This window comes from Mesorhizobium robiniae, assembly GCF_040545535.1.
In the GTDB taxonomy this organism is placed as follows: Bacteria; Pseudomonadota; Alphaproteobacteria; order Rhizobiales; family Rhizobiaceae; genus Mesorhizobium; species Mesorhizobium robiniae.
The window spans coordinates 380,356-401,378 of the sequence record NZ_JBEPMC010000006.1 but is presented as its reverse complement, the minus strand read 5'-3'; the positions used below and the strand labels follow the sequence as shown (position 1 = coordinate 401,378).

At 62.4% G+C, this 21,023-nt stretch carries 21 protein-coding genes and 1 tRNA gene; 9 read left to right on the top strand and 13 right to left on the bottom strand.

The genetic code is table 11. The features are described from left to right. Nucleotides 1–28 precede the first annotated feature (28 nt). Nucleotides 29–808, bottom strand: coding sequence for an SDR family oxidoreductase (locus ABID19_RS19210; protein ID WP_354492495.1), 780 nt, complete (start codon nt 806–808; stop codon nt 29–31). A 120-nt stretch (nt 809–928) separates the two neighbouring features. Between ABID19_RS19210 and ABID19_RS19205 the strand changes: the two genes are divergently transcribed. Both ABID19_RS19205 and ABID19_RS19200 read left to right on the top strand, forming a co-directional pair. Beyond that, entirely contained in the window at nt 929–1,750 is an 822-nt protein-coding gene (locus ABID19_RS19205) for a UDP-2,3-diacylglucosamine diphosphatase (RefSeq protein WP_435528748.1), read from the top strand. A 130-nt stretch (nt 1,751–1,880) separates the two neighbouring features. Continuing rightward, nucleotides 1,881–3,098 (top strand): MFS transporter, encoded by a 1,218-nt coding sequence (locus ABID19_RS19200; protein WP_354492494.1) that lies wholly within the window; start codon nt 1,881–1,883, stop codon nt 3,096–3,098. Here ABID19_RS19200 and dgcA read toward each other — a convergent pair. Further along, nucleotides 3,069–4,052, bottom strand: a complete 984-nt coding sequence (gene dgcA, locus ABID19_RS19195) for an N-acetyl-D-Glu racemase DgcA (protein WP_354492493.1) — start codon at nt 4,050–4,052, stop codon at nt 3,069–3,071. The genes ABID19_RS19200 and dgcA overlap by 30 nt on opposite strands. A gap of 78 nt (nt 4,053–4,130) precedes the next feature. On the opposite strand from dgcA, the gene ABID19_RS19190 reads away from it, so the two are divergent. The 4 genes from ABID19_RS19190 to ABID19_RS19175 all read left to right on the top strand — a co-directional run bounded on the left by ABID19_RS19190 (nt 4,131) and on the right by ABID19_RS19175 (nt 8,244). Further along, nucleotides 4,131–5,318 (top strand): ABC transporter permease, encoded by a 1,188-nt coding sequence (locus ABID19_RS19190; protein WP_354492492.1) that lies wholly within the window; start codon nt 4,131–4,133, stop codon nt 5,316–5,318. 1 nt (nt 5,319) lies between these two features. Continuing rightward, nucleotides 5,320–6,141: an ABC transporter ATP-binding protein gene (locus ABID19_RS19185; RefSeq protein WP_354492491.1), complete on the top strand. Its 822-nt coding sequence runs from the start codon at nt 5,320–5,322 to the stop codon at nt 6,139–6,141. A gap of 14 nt (nt 6,142–6,155) precedes the next feature. Then, the gene (locus tag ABID19_RS19180; RefSeq protein ID WP_352930597.1) at nt 6,156–7,529 is read left to right on the top strand and encodes an MlaD family protein; all 1,374 of its coding nucleotides are present in this window, start codon (nt 6,156–6,158) and stop codon (nt 7,527–7,529) included. A 100-nt stretch (nt 7,530–7,629) separates the two neighbouring features. Beyond that, nucleotides 7,630–8,244, top strand: coding sequence for an ABC-type transport auxiliary lipoprotein family protein (locus tag ABID19_RS19175; RefSeq protein WP_352930595.1), 615 nt, complete (start codon nt 7,630–7,632; stop codon nt 8,242–8,244). A 200-nt stretch (nt 8,245–8,444) separates the two neighbouring features. On the opposite strand, the gene ABID19_RS19170 is transcribed toward ABID19_RS19175, so the two are convergent. The 7 genes from ABID19_RS19170 to ABID19_RS19140 all read right to left on the bottom strand — a co-directional run bounded on the left by ABID19_RS19170 (nt 8,445) and on the right by ABID19_RS19140 (nt 14,917). Beyond that, complete coding sequence (locus ABID19_RS19170) at nt 8,445–9,353, bottom strand: carbohydrate ABC transporter permease (protein WP_354492490.1); 909 nt, start codon at nt 9,351–9,353, stop codon at nt 8,445–8,447. A 1-nt stretch (nt 9,354) separates the two neighbouring features. After that, on the bottom strand, nt 9,355–10,206 hold the full coding sequence (locus ABID19_RS19165; protein WP_435528754.1) for a carbohydrate ABC transporter permease: 852 nt from the start codon (nt 10,204–10,206) through the stop codon (nt 9,355–9,357). Nucleotides 10,207–10,399: 193 nt separating this feature from the next. Further along, nucleotides 10,400–11,725 carry an ABC transporter substrate-binding protein gene (locus ABID19_RS19160; protein WP_354492488.1) on the bottom strand — a complete coding sequence of 442 codons (1,326 nt, stop codon included), beginning with the start codon at nt 11,723–11,725 and terminating at the stop codon, nt 10,400–10,402. A gap of 36 nt (nt 11,726–11,761) precedes the next feature. Then, complete coding sequence (locus ABID19_RS19155; protein ID WP_354492487.1) at nt 11,762–12,850, bottom strand: ABC transporter ATP-binding protein; 1,089 nt, start codon at nt 12,848–12,850, stop codon at nt 11,762–11,764. Nucleotides 12,851–13,140: 290 nt separating this feature from the next. Further along, nucleotides 13,141–13,380, bottom strand: coding sequence for a DUF2188 domain-containing protein (locus ABID19_RS19150; protein ID WP_065008174.1), 240 nt, complete (start codon nt 13,378–13,380; stop codon nt 13,141–13,143). 30 nt (nt 13,381–13,410) lie between these two features. Next, nucleotides 13,411–13,704 carry a DUF982 domain-containing protein gene (locus tag ABID19_RS19145; RefSeq protein WP_354492486.1) on the bottom strand — a complete coding sequence of 98 codons (294 nt, stop codon included), beginning with the start codon at nt 13,702–13,704 and terminating at the stop codon, nt 13,411–13,413. A gap of 109 nt (nt 13,705–13,813) precedes the next feature. Continuing rightward, entirely contained in the window at nt 13,814–14,917 is a 1,104-nt protein-coding gene (locus tag ABID19_RS19140) for an NADH:flavin oxidoreductase/NADH oxidase (protein WP_354492485.1), read from the bottom strand. A gap of 203 nt (nt 14,918–15,120) precedes the next feature. On the opposite strand from ABID19_RS19140, the gene ABID19_RS19135 reads away from it, so the two are divergent. Beyond that, entirely contained in the window at nt 15,121–15,699 is a 579-nt protein-coding gene (locus tag ABID19_RS19135; RefSeq protein ID WP_354492484.1) for an NUDIX domain-containing protein, read from the top strand. Nucleotides 15,700–15,791: 92 nt separating this feature from the next. On the opposite strand, the gene ABID19_RS19130 is transcribed toward ABID19_RS19135, so the two are convergent. The 4 genes from ABID19_RS19130 to ABID19_RS19120 form a co-directional block, all read right to left on the bottom strand. Then, complete coding sequence (locus ABID19_RS19130; protein ID WP_354492483.1) at nt 15,792–16,898, bottom strand: transporter substrate-binding domain-containing protein; 1,107 nt, start codon at nt 16,896–16,898, stop codon at nt 15,792–15,794. Further along, entirely contained in the window at nt 16,895–17,410 is a 516-nt protein-coding gene (locus ABID19_RS19125; RefSeq protein WP_435528747.1) for a substrate-binding domain-containing protein, read from the bottom strand. Before ABID19_RS19125 ends, ABID19_RS19130 begins: the two co-directional genes overlap by 4 nt. A gap of 38 nt (nt 17,411–17,448) precedes the next feature. After that, on the bottom strand, nt 17,449–17,766 hold the full coding sequence (locus tag ABID19_RS34350) for a substrate-binding domain-containing protein (protein ID WP_435528746.1): 318 nt from the start codon (nt 17,764–17,766) through the stop codon (nt 17,449–17,451). Nucleotides 17,767–18,032: 266 nt separating this feature from the next. Then, a tRNA-Leu gene (locus ABID19_RS19120) sits at nt 18,033–18,118 on the bottom strand. A 500-nt stretch (nt 18,119–18,618) separates the two neighbouring features. Between ABID19_RS19120 and ABID19_RS19115 the strand changes: the two genes are divergently transcribed. Beyond that, nucleotides 18,619–18,798 (top strand): hypothetical protein, encoded by a 180-nt coding sequence (locus ABID19_RS19115; protein ID WP_354492482.1) that lies wholly within the window; start codon nt 18,619–18,621, stop codon nt 18,796–18,798. A 409-nt stretch (nt 18,799–19,207) separates the two neighbouring features. Continuing rightward, nucleotides 19,208–21,019, top strand: coding sequence for an adenine deaminase (gene ade, locus ABID19_RS19110; protein ID WP_354492481.1), 1,812 nt, complete (start codon nt 19,208–19,210; stop codon nt 21,017–21,019). Nucleotides 21,020–21,023 lie beyond the last annotated feature (4 nt).

Sequence of the window (21,023 nt, the reverse complement as noted above, 5' to 3'; positions counted from 1 at the left end):
GGCCCCAGCGGGTACCAGGCGTTAGATACTAGAACGCGCTGACATAGGCGCCGCCGTCCACCGGTATGTTCTGCCCGGTCAGGTAGCCGGCATGAACCGAGCATAGGAAGGCGCAGATCTGGCCGAATTCCTCCGACGTGCCGAGCCGCTTAGCCGGAACGTTGGCTGCTGCCTGGGTCTTTCGCGCCGCGGCGGCAGCCGGATCTTCGGGAGTGCCGGCTTCGTGCGGGGGGCGCAGCCGGTCGGTGTCGAGCTTGCCCGGCAGCATGTTGTTGATCGTCACATTGCGGTCGATCACCGTCCGCGCGACACCGGCAAGGAACGAAGTCAGGCCGGCTCGCGCGCCGGACGACAGATCGAGGCCGGGAATGGGAACATAGACCGACAGCGACGTGATGTTGACGATGCGGCCGAAGCCACGCTCGGCCATGCCGTCGATCACAGCCTGAACCAGTTCGACCGGGGTCACCATGTTCTGGGTGACGCCTTCGAGGATCTTTGCGCGGTCGAGCTCGCGGAAATCGCGAAACGGCGGTCCGCCATTGTTGTTGACGAGGATATCGGGATCGGGGCAGGCGGCAAGCAGCGCCTTCTGCACCTCGGGCTTGGAGACGTCGCCGACGATCTCGGTCACCTTGACGCCAAATCTTTCGCGCAGTTCGGCGGCGGTCTTCGCCAGTTGGTCGGCGTTGCGCCCGTTGACGACCAGATCACAGCCAGCTTCGGCCAGCGCCATGGCGCAGCCCCGCCCAAGGCCCTTGCTCGAAGCACAGACGATGGCCTTTTTTCCGCGAATACCGAGATCCATGGCGATTTCTCCTCTGATTCTGCGCGGCAACCTACTCTTGGGACTGGACTAATCGCAACCGTCATACGGTTGTTGCATGAATCGGCGCATAGCCAGCGCGAAAGCAATGGTGAGAATCCCATGCCTGGCGCAGAGCCCCGCACTTTCCGCAGCATGTTCATCTCCGACGTCCATCTCGGATCGAAGGCGGCGAAGGCCGAGTTCCTGATCGATTTCCTTAGATATCACGACGCCGATATCATCTATCTCGTCGGCGATATCGTCGACGGCTGGCGGCTGAGACGGAGCTGGCACTGGCCGCAGAGCCACAATGATGTCGTCCAGAAATTGCTGCGCAAGGCGCGCAAGGGCGCCAGCATCACCTATATCGCCGGTAATCACGACGAGTTCGCGCGCCAGTTCCAGGGCGTGCATTTCGGCGGCATCGTCGTCGCCGACCGTGCCATTCACGAGACCGCCGACGGCAGGCGCTTGCTGGTCATTCATGGCGACCAGTTCGATACTGTCGTCCACAATGCGCGCTGGCTCGCCTATCTCGGCGACTACGCCTATGACGCGGCCATGCTCGTCAACCGCGTGGTGACGCGGCTTCGCCAACTGCTTGGCCTGCCTTATTGGTCGTTTTCGTCCTGGGCCAAGGTTAACGTCAAAAAGGCGGTGAATTTCATCGGATCGTTCCAGACCATGCTGACCGAGGAAGCGCGCCGCTCGCATGTCGACGGCGTGATCTGCGGTCACATCCACCATGCCGCGATCGAAAACTACGAGGATGTGCAATACATCAACACCGGCGACTGGGTGGAGAGCTGCACCGCGGTGGTCGAGCATTTTGACGGCCAGATGGAGATCCTGCACTGGGCGCATGTCCTGCCGGAGGCTCCGGTCGGCAGCGAAGTGCTGGTGCCGATCGACATCAAGGGCAGGGCAGTCCAGGCGGCCTGATCAAACCCGGTTCTCATCTCGCTCTAATCGATTAGTCCAAGCGGTTCCGCGGACTTTTTCAGCATGGTATGGAATTGGCCTGCGCTGCAGGCCGACTCGGCCGAACGCCGCGCCGACGGATTGCCTGCTGATGTCCTCCCTGCCGCCGCTTTCACCCGAACAGCTCGTCAAGCCGCGTCATTTCGAGCTGCGCATGAGCCTGATTTTTTTCACGCTTTTCGTGCCGCTCGGGACGCATTTGCCATACTTTCCGCTGTGGCTGCAGGCAAAGGGCTTCGATGCCGAGCAGATAGCGGTCATTCTCGCGGCACCAATGTTCCTGCGTGTGGTGACCACGCCATTGCTTACGGCACTGGCCGATAGGGCGAGCGACCGCGCCCATATCTATGTCGTGCTGATGGCCGCGTCGCTGGCGCTGTCGGCCGGTTATTTCCTGACGCCCACCTACGCCATCGTGCTGGCCGTTTCGCTGGCGCTCGCCGTGGTCTGGACGCCGCATTCGCCGATCGCCGATTCGCTGGCGCTGTCGGGGGTGCGCCGCTTCGGCTCCAACTACGCAAGCATGCGCAAATGGGGGTCAATCTCTTATCTATGCGCAAATCTGGCGGGCGGTTTCATCCTGGCGGCGACCGGCGCCCAAGCTGTTCCGGTGATCATCTTCGTGGCGTTTGGCGCCGCACTTGTCGTCGGACTGATCGCGCCGCGGCTTGGCCGTCCCCGCCGTGCTTCGCCGCTTTCGGCGGCCGACATCCAGCAGTCGGCACCCAAACTCCTCAACGCCTATTTCCTGTATTTCTCCATCGGCGTCGGCGTCATCACCGCCAGCCACGCGTTTCTCTACGGTTTCGTGTCGATCTACTGGAAATCGATCGGCATCGGCGATCAGGTTGTCGGCCTGCTGTGGGGATGGGGGGTGGTGGCCGAGATCTGCATGTTCATGATTTTCACTCGCGTTTTTGGCTCCTTCTCGGTCGTGTCGATCATGGTGATGGCCGGGATCGGCGCAATCGTGCGCTGGATTGCCTTCCCCTTGATCTGGCCGCTTGGCCTCGGCGTTGCCGGGTTTTTCGCAGTCCAGACGCTGCACGCGGTGTCCGTGGCGCTGGTTCTGATCGGCTTGCAGAAGATGATCGGCGAAACGGTCTCGGAAGAGCGCACCGGGGCCGCGCAAGGCATTGCCTATTTCTCCAACGGCTTTTTCACGGCCGTGGTGACGCTCCTTTCCGGCCCGCTTTACGACCGCTTCGGCGTGGACGGGTTCTTTGCCATGATCCCGATCGCCTTGATCGGCCTGGCGCTGATCGGACTTGCGGCGCGTTCAGCCCCACAGCGTCGTATCAGGCGGTGACACCAGCGAACCCTCGTAGACGAGACCGGGAACACGGTCGCGGGCAAGCAGCAGCGGACCGTCCAGATCGACGAAATCGGCATCCTGGGCCAAAAGCACGGCCGGCGCCATCGCCAATGAGGTGCCGACCATGCAGCCGACCATGACGCCAAGACCCAGTTCGCGGGCACGATCGCGAAGGGCAAGGGCTGCGGTCAAGCCGCCCGACTTGTCGAGCTTGATGTTGACGGTGTCATAGAGGCCGACAAGCGCTTCCAGGTCCTTCGCCTCATGAACGCTTTCGTCGGCACAGATCGGCACAGGATGCGCGATGTGGCGAAGGATGCCGTCACGGCCCGCAGGCAGCGGCTGCTCGATCAGCGCGATGCCGTGTTCGGCGGCAAAGGCGAGGTTTTCCACGATGGTGCCGTCCGTCCAGCCCTCATTGGCGTCGAGGATGATGCGGCTTTGCGGTGCCGCCTCAGTGACGGCACGGATACGGGCCATATCGTTGTCGCCGCCGATCTTGACCTTGAGCAGCGGGCGCCGGGCGTTGGCGCGGGCCTGTTCGGCCATCGCTTCGGGCTCGCCGAGCGACAGCGTGTAGGCGGTCTCGAGCGCCTTCGGCGGAGCCGCGCAGATGCTGGAGGCGACCGGCCTGCCTGTGATCTTAGCCTCCAGGTCCCAGAGCGCGCAGTCGATGGCGTTGCGCGCCGCGCCCGCCGGCATGGCGTCGAGCAGCGCGGCCCGGCTGATGCCGCCCTCAATCTGCTGCCGCATCGCCTCGATCGCCTCGCGGACACCGTCCATCGTTTCGCCATAGCGCTTGTAGGGAACGCATTCGCCGCGGCCTGTATGTTGGGCCTGGCTGATCGTGCACGCAATCACCTCGGCTTCGGTCTTCGAGCCGCGCGAAATGGTGAAGGTGCCGGCGATGGGAAAGCTCTCGGCCTCGACCGAAATGACACGCGCCATATTTTTCTGCTCCGGCTGTGCGACAACGAGCTTGTCGGCAAATCGACAGGTGGGTTCCGTCAGGCTAAACAGGACGCCATGTTGACCATCCGCAAACGCTTCGCAAGCGGCAAGACCGCCAAGGAAGCCGACCACCAGCCGCGCGTCGCGGTCGGTGAGGAGGGCGGCGTTCTGGGCTGTGCCTTCTCCGGAAACTGGACGACCCGCACCGTGACGCTGGTCGACGCCGAGATGCGCAAGATCGAGAAGCGCAGCGGTTTCAAGACGCTGGCGCTCGACCTCTCGCATATCGAGAAGATGGATACCGCTGGGGCCTGGCTGATCGATCGCCTGGTCAGCGCCTTCGAAAAGAAAGGCGTCGAGATCAGACTGCAAGGGCAAAGCGAGATTGCCTCGATCCTGCTCGGCGCCGTCGGCGACGCGGTTCGGCGCGAACCCGAAACTGGCGGCGCGAAGCCGCCCAACATCATCATTCGCGCGCTCGAGGCGGTTGGCCGGCGCGTCTATGAGATGCGCGACGATTTCCTGTCCTCGATGAACATATTGGGCGCCACGATACGCGGCTCGCAGATGAAGCTCGGTCGCGGCCATGCGGTCAATCCGGCGGCGATCTTCAACCAGATCGATCGCATGGGCGTTGGCGCCATCCCGGTGGTGGTGCTGATGTCGGCCATCGTCGGCGCGATCGTGGCCCAGCAAGGCGCTTATCAGCTCAGCTATTTCGGCGCTGATATCTTCGTCGTCGATCTGGTCGGCGTGCTGATCCTGCGCGAACTCGGCGTGCTGATGACCGCGATCATGATCGCCGGCCGCTCGGGCAGCGCCATCACGGCGGAAATCGGCTCGATGAAAATGCGCGAGGAGGTCGACGCGCTGAAGGTCATCGGGCTCAACCCGATCGGCGTGCTGGTGTTTCCGCGGCTGGTCGCGCTGGTGATCGCACTGCCTTGCCTGACGATCATCGCCAATTTCGCCGCACTTGGCGGCGGCATCGCGGCGGCGTGGCTCTACTCCGACATAGCGCCTGCCGCGTTCATCGACAGGCTGCGCGTCGCCATCGACCTCAGCACCATCTTTGCCGGGCTGATCAAGGCGCCGTTCATGGCCATGATCATCGGTACGATCGCCTCGGTAGAAGGGATGAAGGTTGGCGGCAGCGCCGAATCGCTGGGACAGCACGTGACCGCTTCGGTGGTGAAGTCGATCTTTGTGGTCATCATCCTCGATGGGCTTTTCGCCATGTTCTACGCGGCGATCGAGTTCTGAGATGGCGACGCAAGGCAACACAAAGGCGACTGGGGTGGCGGAAGGGGCCGACGAAGACGAGATCGTGCTTTCCGCGCACGACATCACCGTGTCCTTCGACGACAAGGTCATTCTCGACAGATTGTCGCTCGATATCAGGCGCGGGGAGATCCTCGGCTTTGTCGGCGCCTCCGGTGCCGGCAAATCGGTTCTCCTGCGCACCATCCTGGGCCTGGTGCACAAGCGGTCGGGAACGATCAAGCTGTTTGGCGTCGATGTCGAAAAGGCGAGCGAGACGGAGCGTCTTCGCATCGACATGCGCCTTGGCGTGCTGTTTCAGCACGGCGCGCTGTTTTCGGCGCTGACAGTGCTCGAAAACGTGCAGGTGCCGATGCGCGAATATCTCGATCTGCCCAGAAAGCTGATGGACGAGCTGGCGATGCTCAAGGTCGAATTGGTCGGGTTGCCGCCGGATGCGGCGCAGAAATTCCCGTCCGAGCTTTCCGGCGGCATGATCAAGCGTGCGGCGCTGGCGCGCGCGCTAGCGCTCGACCCCGACATCGTGTTCCTGGACGAACCGACGTCCGGCCTCGATCCGATCAGCGCGGCCGAGTTCGACGAGCTGGTCGTCAAGCTGCGCGATACCATGGATCTGACCGTGTACATGGTCACGCACGATCTCGACACGCTGTTCACCGCTTGCGACCGGGTCGCCGTGCTCGGCAACAAGAAAGTGCTGGTCGAAGGCACGATCGATGACATGCTCAAAAGCGAGGAACCCTGGGTGAAATCCTATTTCCGCGGAAAACGTGCGCGGCAACTTGATCTTGCGGCGCGCGCATAGCCATAAGTGGGTAAATGGAAACCAGAGCCAACTACGTTATTGTCGGCATTTTCACGCTAGCCGCGATCCTGGCAGCCTTTGCGTTCGTCTATTGGACGGCCGCGATCGGCGACAGAGGTGAGACGGCAATGCTACGGGTGCGCATTCCGGGATCGGCTTCCGGCCTTGGCCGCGGCAGTTTCGTACTGTTCAACGGCGTCAGGGTTGGAGATGTCAGGCGCGTCTATATCGACGTCGACAATCCGACCGCGGCAATCGCCGATACCGAAATAGACCGCATGACGCCGATCACCAAATCGACGCAGGCCGATATCGGCCTTGCCGGCCTCACTGGGCAGGCCAATATCGAACTTAAGGGCGCCGACCCCAAGGAAGCGAAGCTTCTCGACCAGGCGGAAGCGGAGGGCAAAGTCGCCGAGATCGTCGCCAATCCGTCGGCGGTCACCAACCTCTTGCAGACGGCGCAGAACATCTTCACCCGCGCCGATACGGTTCTTACCCAGCTCGAAGGCTTCACCAAGGACGTTCGCGGGCCGCTGACGCAGACTGTCAACAACGTGCAGACCTTCTCTGATGCGCTGGCCAAGAATTCCGACGGCATCGACAAATTCCTCGCCAGTGTCAGCTCGTTGTCGGACGAGTTGAGAGGCGTCTCCGGCAAGCTCGACGGCACGCTTAAGGCGGCGGAAGGGCTGCTCAACGCCGTCGACAAGGACCAGATCAAGAGCATCGTCGCCAACGTCGATACGGTGACCACGAACCTGAAGGAAACCTCGAAGCAGTTCGACAGGGTCGTCAGGAATGTCGACACCGCGGTGGGATCGATCAACGATTTCGCCCAGAGAACGCAAGGCACGCTCGCCAAGGTCGACGGCGTTCTCGACGGCATCGATCCGGCACAGGTTCGCACCGCGCTGGCCAACATCCAGAAGGCCAGTGAAAACGCCAACGAGGCTGCAGCCGATATTGCCAAGGTGACCAGTAAATTCGCCAACCGGGCCGACGACATCGACCAGACGATCAAGGACGCCCACCAGCTCGCCGGGCGCCTCAACGATGCCTCGGTGCGTGTCGACGGCATTCTCGCCAAGGTCGATACACTGCTCGGCTCAGGCCAGGCGGACGGCATGATAGCCGACGCCAGGAACACGCTGAGATCGTTCAAGCAGGTCGCCGACACGCTGAACGCCCGCCTCGGCACCATCACCGACAATCTGGCGCGATTCTCCGGTCAGGGCCTGCAGAACGTCGAAGCGCTGGTTCAGGACAGCCGCCGTTCGATCACCCGTATCGAAGAGGCAGTGACGGATCTCAGCCGCAATCCGCAGCGGATCCTGTCGGGCGGCGAAGGCGAGGTTCGGCAGTTCGACGGCAGGGTGCGGCGTTGACTTCAGCATTCGCCCGCCCCAAGAACAGCAGGCAAACACGCTGCGAGTGCGGATTGCTCATACGATTCGGGGACAACGGGGATCGCGTGTGAAGTCGGTCGTGCTTAAATTGGGCGGGGTCAGATCGGGCGGGCTCAAAGCGGGTGCGGCATTGCTTGCGCTTTCGCTGGCCGGTTGCGCAGCGTTGCCGGGCGGTGGGCCGGCGCCTCTGGACACATTCGAACTCTCCGCACCGCCGCTCGATGCGCGCGGTCACAGCCGCCGCCAGATTCTCATCGCCCAGCCCTCCGCGCTCAAGGCGCTGGACAGCCAGAACATCGTCATCAAGCCGTCCGCGCGCTCGATCCAGTACCTCAAGGGCGCGCAATGGGCCGATCGGCTGCCGCTGATCGTGCAGGCGCGGCTGGCCGAGACATTCCAGCGCTCGGGCAGCTTCGCCGGTGTCGGCAAGCCGGGCGAGGGGCTGGCGATCGACTATCAGGTGATCGTCGAGATCCGTTCCTTCGAAGTCCGGGTCGAGGGCGGCGAACAGGCCGAGGTCGACCTGTTCGTGCGGATATTGAACGACCGCAACGGCGAGGTGCGGGCCTCCAAGAGCTTCACCGCGACCGCGCCCGTTTCCGGCAGCGGCAATCAGGCCTATATCGGCGCCCTCGACAGCGCGTTCGGCGATGCGGCCAGGGACATCGTCCGCTGGACCGATTCAGTGATCTGATCCACATCGAATTGTTGGACGATTGGCGTTGGTGATGTCGGCGCGGCCTTTCATTGCTGCCGGGCGCCGATTCCACAAATGGCCGGTCGAGCGCCGGCTTTTGCCTGAAGCGATTGCGCTGGCTGCCGCAGCCCTGCAGCTTAACCGGCACCCGAGGCGATGGTGCGCGACGCATCGCGACCGCGCGTTGCCGCAGGGCGTTATTCCTTCACCGCACCGGTCATCGAGGAGACGTAGTGCTCGACGAAGAACGAATAAAGCACGACCACCGGCAGCGAGCCGATCAGGGCTCCAGCCATCAGCGCTCCCCATTCATAGACGTCGGAGCGGACAAGTTCCGTCAGCACCCCGACCGGCACAGTCTTGTTCTCGGACGACTGGATGAACGTCAGCGCATAGATGAATTCGTTCCATGACAGCGTGAATGCGAATATGCCGGCGGAAATCAGGCCCGGCACCGATAACGGCAGCACGATCTTGGTGAGGATCTGCCACCGGCTCGCCCCGTCAATCAGCGCGCATTCTTCCAGTTCGAACGGGATGGAGCGGAAGTAACCCATCAGCAGCCACGTGCAGAAGGGCACCAGGAAGGTCGGGTAGGTGAGGATGAGCGCGAAAGGCGTATCGTAAAGCCCAAGGTTGAACACCATCACCGACAGCGGGATGAACAGGATCGAGGGCGGTACGAGATAGGCAAGGAAGACCGCGAGGCCGACCTGCCGCGCCCCCGAAAACCGCAGCCGCTCGATCGCATAGGCGGCGAACACCGCAGCCAGCAACGACAGGAATGTGGCGGCGGTCGAGATGATGATCGTGTTGAGCAGCCAGCCCGGATAGGACGTGTCGAACAAGAGATAGCGGATGTGCTCGAATGTCGGATGCACGACCCAGAATGGGTTGAAATTGGCGTAGTCGGTCATTTCGAGATTGGGCTTAACCGCGGTGATCGTCATCCAGTAGAACGGGAACAACAGCACGATGACGAACACCAGCAGCGGCAAATAGACCGTCACCACACGCCGCGGCAGGCTCTGAAGATAGCCCATGCCGCCTTCGTCGAGTTCGGGACGTTTCGTCTTCCTGGTCGCGACGCTCTTGATCGTAGCCATGTCAGTCTCCGCCGCCCTGCTGCCATTTGCGCCGTTGCAGGCCGAAATAGCTGAACAGGATCGCCGCCAGCAGGAACGGGATCATGGCGACCGCGATTGCGGCGCCCTCGCCAAGCTGGCCTCCGGAAATGCCGCGCTGAAACGACAGCGTTGCCATCAGATGGGTGGCATTCACCGGTCCGCCGCGGGTCAGCACATAGATCAGCTGGAAATCGGTGAAGGTGAACAGCACCGAGAACGTCATGGTGATGGCGATGATCGGCGTCAGCAGCGGCAGCGTCACATAACGGAACAATTGCCAGCGGCTGGCGCCGTCGAGCGTGGCGGCCTCGTAGAGCGACTGGGGGATCGTCTGCAAGCCGGCAAGCAGCGTGATGGCGACGAACGGAATGCCGCGCCAGACATTGGCCGCGATGACCGAAGCGCGCGCGTTCTCCGGATCGCCGAGGAAATTGATGCGATGGTCGATCAGCCCCATTTCCATGAGCGCCCAGGACAGAATGGAGAACTGCGAATCGTAGATCCACCAGAAGGCGATGGCCGACAGCACCGTCGGCACCACCCACGGCAGCAGGACGATGGCGCGGAAGAAGGATTTGAACGGAAGATTTTGATTGAGGATGAGCGCCAGCCAGAGGCCGAGTACGAACTTTAGGATGGACGCGCTTATCGTGTAGAGCAGCGTGTTGAAGACGGAGAGCCAGAAGACGGCATCATCCCACAGATATTGATAGTTTTCGGTGCCGATGAAGATACCCGGGCGGCCGATGCGGGTATCGGTGAAGCCGAGCCAGACGCCAAGTCCGAGCGGATAGGTCAGGAAGACCAGCAGCAGCGCCGCCGCCGGCAGCATGAAGCCGAAGCCAAGCGCGTTCCGGCTTTCGATCAGGCGAGACAGGATCGACGGACGCGGCTGAACGGCAGCGGACGATACGGCCATGCGACGGGCTCCTCATGAGGTCAGGTGACATCGCGGCCTGGGCGGCCGCCACGCAATTGCGGAACCAGCCGGGCAGCGCGGTTGCGGCTGCCCGGCTGGGCTGCGATCAAACGCGATAGTAGCGGTTTGCGCGCTTCTCCGCCTCTTCCATCGCCTCCTGCGGCGTGGCCTGGCCGGTCACGGCCTTGGCGAACATGTCGACGAGAACATAATCGGCCATGGTTGCTGCCGAGGCATAGCCGAGCGGGCCGGCAAAGCCATTGGGACGCAGCGTGGCTGAGGCCTTGGCGTAAGCGGCATTGTTCGGGTCGGCCGTCCACACAGGGTTGTTGTCGAAGGCCTTGAGTGTCTGGCAGCAGTAGCCGGCCGAGGAGGTGACCCACTGCGCCATCTGCGGTTCCTCGAACATGAACTGCAGATAGGCCTTGGCCGCGTTGGGGTAGGGCGTGTAGTCGAAAATGACGGCACTGGTCACCTGGAACAGCTCGACCGATTTCCCGACAGGACCGATCGGCAGGTTCGTCGTGCGAATATCCTTGGCGATTTCAGCCAGTTTAGGATCGTTGTCCTTGTTGATCTTGGCGGTGTTGTACGCAGAAATGCCGTTGGCGATGACACTGAGTTCGCCGGCCAGGAAGGCGCGATTGTTGTTGACGTCAAGCCAGCTTTCGGTGCCGGGAATGAAGGTCTTGTAGAGCTCCTGCGCGTATTCGATCGCCTTGAGCGTCTCGGGGCTGTTGATCGTCACCTTTCCGCTCTCGTCGACCATCTGGCCGCCGTGGCTCCACAGCAGCCAGTGAGCGTAGTTGTTGCCGTCGCCGACGCCATGGCCGTGCGTGAAGCCGGCCGGATGCCCTTTCGCCTGCAAGGCCTTGCAAAGCTCGAGGAAGCCTGCGGTGTCTTTCGGAAACTCCGAAAAACCAGCCTCCTTCACCCAGCTCTCCCGATAGACGATGGCATTGCCGATTGTGGCCAGAGGCAGACCGATGAATTTTCCCTCCCGCGTCGCATACTGCTTGGGTCCGTCGTGCCAGCCGCCATATTTCGAGCCCAGATACTCACCCAGTTCCGTCACGTCGTGCAGCTTGTCGGGGTACTGGTGCGGGTCATCGAACCAGACCATCATGAGATCCGGGCCGGAGCCGACATTGGCGGCAACCGCCGCCTTGGGGCGAATGTCCTCCCAGCTTTCCTTGTCGACGCGGACCTCGACGCCCGTCGCCTCGGTGAACTTCTTGGTGTTGGCCAGCCATTGATCTTCATCGCCCTGCACGAAGGGTGACCAACGCAGCATCCGCAGCTTTGCGCCTTCCTCCGGCTTGTACGTCAATCCCTCCTGAGCAAAGGCGGGAGATCCGGCGAACCGGCTTCCCAAGATACCCGCCGCGGCGCCGGCGCTGGTGCGGATCACGTCACGTCTGGTGAATTTCATGCTCGTTTCCTCCTGTTATTCGTTGCCGTGTGGGTCTTACTGTTCGCTGCGCGTCTTGAATCGCTTTCCGGTTTCGCCGTGGAAGAGATGAATGAGGCCGGGCTCGGCGGTGAGCCGTATGGTCTCGCCCGGCGTGAAGGAATGGCGCTCCCGGAAATTGGCGACGATCTCTTCGCCGCCTTCTGTCCGGCCGATGACCTGCACTTCCGATCCGCTCGGCTCGACCACCGCGACGGTGACCGGAATGCCCTGGTCTGCGGACAGTCGTAGATGCTCGGGTCGTATTCCCAGCACCACCGGCTCGCCATCTTTGATGGAAAGCGCTGTGGCCAACGGGACCGAAACCCCGCCGGAGCCGCGAAACGACGGTGAGCCGCCATCTGACGTGACTTCGCCCCTGAGCATGTTCATGGCGGGCGAGCCGATAAAACTGGCGACGAAGAGATTATCCGGCCTGTCGTAGAGTTCCAGCGGTGGCCCGATCTGCTCGACGATGCCGTCATGCATGACCACGATCTTGTCAGCCATGGTCATGGCCTCGATCTGGTCGTGGGTGACATAGACAGTCGTGGTCTTCAGGCGCTGGTGCAGTTCCTTGATCTCGGCGCGCATCTGCACCCTGAGCTTGGCGTCGAGATTGGACAGCGGCTCGTCGAACAGGAAGACCTGGGGATCGCGCACGATCGCCCGACCCATGGCGACGCGCTGGCGCTGGCCGCCGGAAAGCTGTCGGGGATAGCGCGCCAGCAGCGGCACCAGTCCCAGGATTTCGGCGGCGCGCTGAACGCTGGCACCGCTTTCGGCTTTCGAAACGCCCTTGAGCATGAGCGAGAACGCCATGTTCTCGGCGACCGTCATATGCGGGTAGAGCGCGTAGTTCTGGAAGACCATGGCGACGTCGCGTTCTTTTGGCGCAACGTTGTTGACGACACGATCGCCGATCGCAATCTGGCCGCGCGAGATCTTTTCCAGACCGGCGATCATTCTGAGAAGCGTCGATTTTCCGCAGCCCGAAGGCCCGACCAGCGTGACGAACTCGCCGTCGTCTATATCCACGCTGACGCCGTGGAGAATCTCGACGGTGCCGAATGATTTGTAAACATCGCCAATCGCGACAGACGCCATCGATTTCCTCCCCGAATGCTTCCTGCGACGTCTTCGAAGGAAACCGCTTTCTTAACCGGCCCGCGTCGCTCCCAAGCTCCTCCCTGGTCACGCGCGATGTTGAAACGGTAGCGCTACCAAGCCTGCCTGTAAAGCGACTGCCTGGCAAGCGCTCTCCTTCGTCGCCTCTGACCGGCAGCGTTCCCAGCAGGACCAGAATTCGCCATGTCAGAGATCGTAGCAAGACAATGGCTTGCCAAGCCCCAGCTCTTAAAACCGGAGGCGCTACAAGCCATCAGTAAAGACACAGCCTAATCGGAGACTTCGGTTTGCGGCCGGTCCCGGCCATCGGCAAGCTCGTCGTGCCATTTGCCGTCGGCGTCCTCATATTGGATGCCGTCGGTGGTGCCGGCGACCTGCTGTTCGGCCGAAGCGATCTCGGCGGCGCGCAACGCGTCCTCGTGGGTAGGGAACGTTTCCGAGAATGTCGAGCCGACCTTGTAGGCCCAGCCCCCGTCATGCTCGACGATCTTGTAGGTCAGCTTCGCCATGAAGTCCTCCGGTTCAAAAGCCCCGTCTGCTCAATGCAGTCTGTCTTCGGGCAGCCTGCCGTCGGGCAATCTCTCTTCGGGAACCAGCACGTCCGATTCCTTCGCGGCTTCGACCAATGCCCGGCGCGCGTCCGCTGTCGAACGATAACCCTCCAGCACTTTTAGGCAAGTGTCGAGAGCATCGCGATGCCGAGGACCACGATTGAGCGGCCATACCGTCATCAGGCACTCGGCCGCTTCCTGGGTGCTGCGGATTTCACGGTATTTGCCGACATGGCCGAGTTCGACCACGACCGGCTTTTCGAAAGGCTTGTTGTCCATCATCGCCGCCAACGCGGAGCGGCCGATTTGGTTGCAACACTTACGCTAATCCCGGCGTAAGGTCGCAAGCGCTGCCGTTCAGGTGGGGCTGCTGCCAGTGGAAGCGGGCCGGTCAGTCCGCCGCCTTGATCCAGTGCTGCATCGTCGTCACCGAGCGGGCAAGCTGCGGCGCCGGGTGGATACTCTCGCCGAAGGTAGCCGCGGCGCGCCAGCCCCAGCGCGGGTCGGCGAGGAAGGCGCGGGCCAGGGCCACCATGTCGGCACGGCCCTCGGCAATGATCGCCTCGGCCTGTTTCGGGTCGTCGATCAGGCCGACCGCCCGCGTTGGGATGCCGGCGCCTTTGCGCACGGCTTCCGCCAGATGCACCTGGTAGCCCGGGCCGGTCGGCAGCTTCTGCAACGGCGAATTGCCGCCGCTCGAGCAGCAGAGATAGGCGACGCCCTCCGCCTTCAGCGCCTTGGTCACTTCGATCGCATCCTCGACGTCGAAGCCGCCATCGACCCATTCCTTGACCGACAGACGCGCTCCGAGCATCAGCTTGGGAACGGCCTTTCTCACCGCCTTGGCGATCTCGACGACAAAACGCATGCGGTTCTCCAGCGAACCGCCCCAGCGGTCGGTGCGCTGGTTGGAAAGCGGCGACAGGAACTGGAAGATCAGATAGCCGTGCGCTGCGTGCAATTCTATGAAGTCGAAGCCGGCCCGTTTGGCCCGCCTTGCCGCCTCGGCGAAACGTTCGATGATCTGCAGGATCTCCTCGTCCTCCAGCGCGCGCGGCACCTGCCAGCCCGTATCGTAAGCGATTGCCGAGGCAGACACGATCGGCCACGGGTCCTGATCGGCCGTGAGCGGTCCGCCGCCTTCCCAAGGTTTCTGGTTGGAGGCCTTGCGGCCGGCATGGGCAAGCTGCGTGCCGAATTTGGTGCCTGGAGCGGCGACGCGCTTCGCGGCATCCAGCGCGCGCCGGGCGGCTGCTTCGTTGTCTTCGGAATAAAGGCCGAGGCAGCCATGCGAGATGCGACCGCGCCGCTCGACGTCGGTCATCTCGACGGTGACCATGCCGGCACCCGACATCGCCAGGTTCATCCAGTGGTAAAGGTGCCAGTCGCTGGCCGAACCGTCATCGGCGGAATATTGGCACATCGGCGCGATCGCGATGCGATTGGGAAAGGTGAGGCCGTCAAGCGTGATCGGCTGGAAAAGCGATATGGTCATAAAAAAACTCCGGGAGAGGTTGTCGCTATTTAGGCAATGGATTGCGCCTGCGCCATACACGAGGCAGTGAAGCGCGCTTCTGGACCAATTGTTGTCGGGATTGCGCAGAGGCCATGCGCAAGATCAAAGTGCTACAGCGTCCTTTGCGCGCCCTGGAGGACGCGCGGCGCTGTAGTCCTCGCGCCGGCAGCAAGGAGTTGACCATGGAAGACCGCATTCGCATCCGTTCGGAGGAAGTCCTTTCCGACGACTGGGCCGTCCTGAAAAAGACCGTCCTCGATTATCGCCGGCGCGACGGGCAATGGGAAACGCAGATCCGCCAGACCTACGATCGCGGCGACGGGGCGGTGATCCTGCCTTACGACCCCGAGCGCTCGACGGTTCTGCTCGTGCGGCAGTTCCGCTACCCCGCCTACGTCACCGGCCACCGTGAGCCGCTGATCGAGGCCTGTGCCGGCCTGCTCGATGAACACGATCCGGAAACCTGCATCCGCAAGGAGGCGGAAGAGGAGCTCGGCTACCGGCTGAAGGACGTCGAACGGCTGTTTGCACCCTATATGAGCCCTGGCAGCGTGACCGAGCGGCTTTGGTTCTTCGTTGCGCGCTATTCGCCGGCCGACCGCATCTCCGACGGTGGCGGCGCGCCGTCAGAAGGCGAGGACATCGAGGTTCTGGAAATGCCGCTCGATGAGGCTTTGGCCGGCATTGCCGACGGCCGCATCATCGACGCCAAGACGATCATCCTGATCCAGCATCTGAAGCTGAACCCGATCCAGGCCTGAGCTCGTACCCGCGCTGGGATATTACGGGGTCCGGCTATCTCAGCAACGCTTAGCCGAGGCCGCGGGTCATTGGAATTCAGGTTTCGCCGAATTCAGGGTTCGCTTTGGCCGACGTAGCGCTGCACGAGTTCTTTCCAATCGGGATGATGGGTCACCGTCAGCACGGCGCGGTTGATATCCTCCATGAGCGGGCTGCCGCTTGGAATGGCGATCGCGTAGTCGCGGACCGCCAGGGTTTGCGGCAGGATAAGCAAGTCGTTCCACTGGTACTCCTGGATCATGTGTCCAAGGATAGCGCGCTCCACCACCAGCGCCTCCACTTCACCGCGCTTGAGCGCCTTGCTGGCCTGGATCAGGAAAGGGTAAGTCTGCACCTTCAGGCCCTGTGCGTTGGTCCACAACTCGCCGGCCGTGCCCGCCACTGTTCCCACACGGGCTCGCGGCAAGTCTTCGGGACCGTCAACGCTGCTCTTCAGCCGGCCAACGACGAAAGACGAGGCGAGCGTCGCCGAAAAGGTGGCGATGCAGAAAATGCTGGTGAACATCCAGACAAGAGCGATGGCGCGGCCGCGCCAGGTGATCGGGGTCTTGTCGCCATAGCCGGTCGTCGTCATCGTCACCGCGGCCCACCAGATGCCATCGCCAATGCCTTGCATCATGCGGGGATCGAAATGGCCGGGATTGCGGCGCCGCTCGATCAGCCACAACGACGTGCCGACAAGCAGCAGCAGACCTACGAGGCCGCCGATTGGAACGAGCAACTGCCAGGTAAACAGCCTGCGCAGGGTCGCCAGGACACCGGCGGTTGGCTCGCTGCGTACCGCGACGCCAACGCCCGCGGCGAAGTAGGCATGCGAGAAATCGAAGCGCGCTTCACCGTCCGTCGTGACCGGCATGGCGGCGACCACCAGATCGATCTGGCGGGTTTGCAAGGCCTGGACCATCGCGTCGGGATCATAGTCGAACTCGCGGAATTCATAGGCAAGGTTCAGTTGCGAGGCCACTTTTTGCCAGAGCTCGATGCTCAGGCCGCTCCATACGCCGTCATCGCCGCGCGATGCGAAGGGTGGCACGCGCATCGTGCCAACGACGAGCTTGCGTACGCGGAAATCTTCGACCGGCGGCTCGGCGAGCGCCGGCATGAGGAATGCGAAGGCGAGTATGCCGACCGCCAAACCGACGACCCAACGCGCGCTCATGGCTCGCCCGCCGCGATCTCGACATAGCCGGCGCGCTTCACCAAGGCCTGCCCGGCGGAGCCGGTGCAGTACGCGATGAACGAGGCGGCAAGTCCCGACGGCGCCCCCGGATTGACCAACAGCAAGGCGCGTGTCAGCGGGTAGCTGCCCGACCGCACCGTATTGGCACTCGGCAAGACCTGGGAAGATTGGCTGCGGATGGCCAGGACATGCACGCGGTCCGAGGCATTGCGAAGCGCTCCGAGGCCGGTGTATCCGATAGCATTCGGCTGCGCTGCGACCTCGGCGACAATGGCCTCGTTTGTCGGCAGTTCCTTTGCCACCGAGCCCGCCCTTTGCCCTTTCAATACCCGCTCGGCGAACACCTCCTCGGTTCCAGACCCCTTGGCGCGGGCAAGTGGATGGATTTCGCCGGGGCCGCCGCTGAGCTCTCGCCATTGCGATAAATCTCCGGCCCAGATGGCACGGAGCTGATCGACATCGATTTCGCGCAGCGGGTTGGTTCGGTGCACGATGATGGCGACGCCGTCCAGCGCCAGCTCGAACTGCGTCAGACCGATGCCTTTTTCGAGGTTGCGAACCCGATCTCCTTCGGCGACAGGGGCCGTGAGATCATGCCGATATCGATCATGCCGTGCAGCAGCGCTGCCATTCCGTCGCCGGAGCCGCCGCCGCGCACGATGATGTCAGCCTCGGGGTTGTCGGCCATGAATGCCTCGGCGCAGACCGTGACGACCGGCCGCATCGTTTCGGAACCCATTATCTGCAGCGAGCCGCCGGCAATCGGTCCAGAAGCCGGCCCGGACGCCAGCATTGGCCGGCTGCCGTAGAAATACCAGGCGACCAGCCCAACGATGATGGCTGTCACAATGGACGACGCCGCGACCCACGCGACACTCGGTCTCGTGTTGATTGGCGGTTCCAGTCTTTGCCCCCGATCAGCGAAATGTTGGTCGCGTGTCCGGAAACTGCACCCGGACAGGTGTCAGTTTGGTGACAAAGAGCCAATCTGGCTATTGTTTACCCTGGCCACTCCGGACGGGATCGCCGGCCGTGGGCGTTCAACGAGAAATTCGCTCGGCGGCGCGCGATGCCGCTCTTGGGTCGTGAAGCCATAATACAAGCTATACAAGCTGGTGCGGACGACGGGAATCGAACCCGTACGATCAGAGATCGAGGGATTTTAAGTCCCTTGCGTCTACCAATTCCGCCACGTCCGCAGGCCAGTCCTTTTCAAACGCCAGCCAAAGGCCGTCAAGCCATCTTCTGCCATCACTAGACTAGGATCTGGAACAAAAACCCGCCTTACCCGCGGGTCTTTGGAGCAAATCAGCACCGTGCCCAAATCAACAGCATGGCTGTCGTCATCCAGCCCGCGGCAATCCCCTCAATCCCCCACAGAGATTTAAACAGATCGTTGGAACCATTTCGTGGCGGCTGAGTTTCGGGCTGAAGTACTGGAACCCCGAACATGGCAGAGTTTGATACAGGACAAGGGAAGTCTGTTGCCAAAGCCGTACGGCAATTGATCCGTTCCGAAGACTATCGCCGGCATTTGCACCAGACGCTAAATCTGGCTGTCGACCTGCGATTGCCCGCCGCTCTTGCCGCATTGCTCGAGGCGCTTGATCAGACCGGACGGGAACCATTTACGCAATGCCGGAGCCCAAACGAGCGATAATTGGGCAAACGCGCTAAACCTCTCATACCTTGTGGCTCCATGGCTCAACGCTACGACATCGAGAAGACACCTGAAGGCACCTGGGACATCATAGATGTGTTCACTGGCCTGCCGGTCGTCGAGGTGGGCGTTCCCTTGATCGACATGCCGATCGAAGAAGCCGACGATCTGGTCGACCTTCTCAACTGCCGCGACAGGGAACAGCGGGAGGATAGCTGAGGCGGCTTCCCAGGCCGAGGTCTGTCGCGAAGCGCATCCCCCGTTCGGACGATGCGTTCGGGCGTTCAGCTCGGGTAGAAAGCCCTAACGTCGATTCAAAGATCACCCAACGAGAGGAAGCTGATTTGCGCAACCGGAATCGCATTTCCGGCTGGTGCGATAGTCATGGACGGCGCTGAAAACAAAAAACCCGCCTCGGCGGGCGGATTGTTTGGCGCAAATCAGCACCATCACTGAATTACTAGCATAACTGCCGTCAAAAAGCAATGGATCGCGCGCTCGAATCGCGACACGAGCCTCGAGTTTCGCAAACGAGACGCGAAATCACGGTCGAGCGCTCAAGCAATCCGCTGATCTCGCTGGTCAAAATCCCCGCGGCTTGGCACAGTCGAGAAAACAGGAATCTCCCATGGCGAAGACCGCGAATGCAACGAAACCCAAACCTTGGACCGAGGTGGCGACGCATCTGGTCGACGTGGCGATGGGCAGAAAACCCGCCGATCTCGTCATCCGCAACGGGCGATGGGTCAACGTTCATTCCGGCGAGATCATCGCCGGCACCGATATCGCCATCGCCGGCGGCCGCTTCGCCTATTGCGGGCCGAATGCCGGCCACGCCATCGGGCAGGGCACCAAGGTGGTCGATGCCGGCGGGCGCTATCTGGTGCCGGGCCTTTGCGACGCGCATATGCATGTCGAGAGCGGCATGGTGACGGTGACGGAATTCTGCCGTGCCGTCATCCCGCACGGCACCACCTCGATGTTCATTGACCCGCACGAGATCGCCAACGTGCTCGGCCTGCCGGGTGTGCGGCTGATGCATGACGAGGCCGTCGCCATGCCGATCAACGTGCTTGTGCAGATGCCGTCCTGCGTGCCCTCCGCGCCGGGGCTGGAGCATGCCGGCGCCGAACTGACGGTTGCCGACGTTGCCGAGGCGATGAGCTGGGAGAACATTATCGGGCTCGGTGAAGTGATGAATTTTCCCGGCGTCGCGGCAAACGATCCGGTGATGTCAGGCGAGATCGCCGCGACGGCGAGGGCGGGCAAAACCGTCGGCGGCCACTACGCCTCGCGCGATCTCGGCCTGCCGTTCCACGGCTATGTCGCCGGCGGCCCCGAGGACGATCACGAAGGCACGCGTGCCGAGGATGCCATCGCCCGCGTCCGCCAGGGCATGAAGGCGATGCTCAGGCTAGGCTCGGCCTGGTATGACGTCGCCGCGCAGATCAAGGCGGTGACGGAGAGCGGACTCGATCCGCGCAATTTCATCCTATGCACTGACGACAGTCATTCCGGCACGCTTGTCCATGAAGGCCATATGGACAGGGTGGTCCGGCACGCCATCAGCCAGGGATTGAAGCCGGTGACGGCGATCCAGATGGCGACGCTCAACACCGCCCAGCATTTCAGGCTGGAGCGCGAGATTGGTTCGATCGCGCCGGGACGGCTCGCTGATCTGCTGATCGTTTCCGATCTGGCCGCGATGACCATCGACGAGGTCTATGGTCGCGGCGTCAGGCTGGCCAAGGGCGGCAAGCTCGAAATCGATATTCCAGCCTACGACTATCCGAAGACGGCGAAGAACACCGTCAAGCTCGGCAAGAAGCTCAAGGCAGGGGATTTCGACATCGTGGCGCCCACGGGCGCTAACGAGGTCAGGGTGCGGGTCATCGGCGTGATCGAAAACCAGGCGCCGACGCGCGCGCTCGAGGCCGATCTACCGGTAGAAGACGGGCTGATCGCCATGGACCGCCGCAACGACGTCTGCCAGATCGCGCTGGTCGAGCGTCACCGTGGCACCGGCGGCGTCACCAACGCCTTCGTCTCCGGATTCGGCTATATGGCCGACTGCGCCATGGCCTCCAGCGTGGCGCATGATGCGCACCACATCATCGTCGTCGGCACCTCCAAGCAGGACATGGCACTGGCGGTCAACCGGCTGGGCGAGGTCGGCGGCGGCGTCGTGCTGTTTTCAAAGGGCAAGGAACTGGCGCTGGTCGAAATGCCGATCGCCGGGCTGATGTCGGACGAGCGCGCTGAAATCGTCGCGGCCAAGGCCGACAAGCTGACCGAGGCGATGCGCGAGATGGGCTGTTCACTAAACAACGCCTACATGCAGCACTCGTTGCTGGCGCTGGTCGTCATCCCGGAACTGAGGATTTCCGATGTCGGCCTGATCGACGTGACGACCTTCCAGAAAGTCGATCTGTTCGTTTAGTCGA

What these genes read in the sequence shown, in the direction of transcription:
- ABID19_RS19210 (WP_354492495.1), bottom strand. Translation starts at nt 808, where the DNA reads ATGGATCTCGGTATTCGCGGAAAAAAGGCCATCGTCTGTGCTTCGAGC.
- ABID19_RS19205 (WP_435528748.1), top strand. Translation starts at nt 929, where the DNA reads ATGCCTGGCGCAGAGCCCCGCACTTTCCGCAGCATGTTCATCTCCGAC.
- ABID19_RS19200 (WP_354492494.1), top strand. Translation starts at nt 1,881, where the DNA reads ATGTCCTCCCTGCCGCCGCTTTCACCCGAACAGCTCGTCAAGCCGCGT.
- dgcA (WP_354492493.1), bottom strand. Translation starts at nt 4,052, where the DNA reads ATGGCGCGTGTCATTTCGGTCGAGGCCGAGAGCTTTCCCATCGCCGGC.
- ABID19_RS19190 (WP_354492492.1), top strand. Translation starts at nt 4,131, where the DNA reads ATGTTGACCATCCGCAAACGCTTCGCAAGCGGCAAGACCGCCAAGGAA.
- ABID19_RS19185 (WP_354492491.1), top strand. Translation starts at nt 5,320, where the DNA reads ATGGCGACGCAAGGCAACACAAAGGCGACTGGGGTGGCGGAAGGGGCC.
- ABID19_RS19180 (WP_352930597.1), top strand. Translation starts at nt 6,156, where the DNA reads ATGGAAACCAGAGCCAACTACGTTATTGTCGGCATTTTCACGCTAGCC.
- ABID19_RS19170 (WP_354492490.1), bottom strand. Translation starts at nt 9,353, where the DNA reads ATGGCTACGATCAAGAGCGTCGCGACCAGGAAGACGAAACGTCCCGAA.
- ABID19_RS19165 (WP_435528754.1), bottom strand. Translation starts at nt 10,206, where the DNA reads ATGCTGCCGGCGGCGGCGCTGCTGCTGGTCTTCCTGACCTATCCGCTC.
- ABID19_RS19160 (WP_354492488.1), bottom strand. Translation starts at nt 11,725, where the DNA reads ATGAAATTCACCAGACGTGACGTGATCCGCACCAGCGCCGGCGCCGCG.
- ABID19_RS19155 (WP_354492487.1), bottom strand. Translation starts at nt 12,850, where the DNA reads ATGGCGTCTGTCGCGATTGGCGATGTTTACAAATCATTCGGCACCGTC.
- ABID19_RS19150 (WP_065008174.1), bottom strand. Translation starts at nt 13,380, where the DNA reads ATGGCGAAGCTGACCTACAAGATCGTCGAGCATGACGGGGGCTGGGCC.
- ABID19_RS19145 (WP_354492486.1), bottom strand. Translation starts at nt 13,704, where the DNA reads ATGATGGACAACAAGCCTTTCGAAAAGCCGGTCGTGGTCGAACTCGGC.
- ABID19_RS19140 (WP_354492485.1), bottom strand. Translation starts at nt 14,917, where the DNA reads ATGACCATATCGCTTTTCCAGCCGATCACGCTTGACGGCCTCACCTTT.
- ABID19_RS19135 (WP_354492484.1), top strand. Translation starts at nt 15,121, where the DNA reads ATGGAAGACCGCATTCGCATCCGTTCGGAGGAAGTCCTTTCCGACGAC.
- ABID19_RS19130 (WP_354492483.1), bottom strand. Translation starts at nt 16,898, where the DNA reads ATGAGCGCGCGTTGGGTCGTCGGTTTGGCGGTCGGCATACTCGCCTTC.
- ABID19_RS19115 (WP_354492482.1), top strand. Translation starts at nt 18,619, where the DNA reads ATGGCTCAACGCTACGACATCGAGAAGACACCTGAAGGCACCTGGGAC.
- ade (WP_354492481.1), top strand. Translation starts at nt 19,208, where the DNA reads ATGGCGAAGACCGCGAATGCAACGAAACCCAAACCTTGGACCGAGGTG.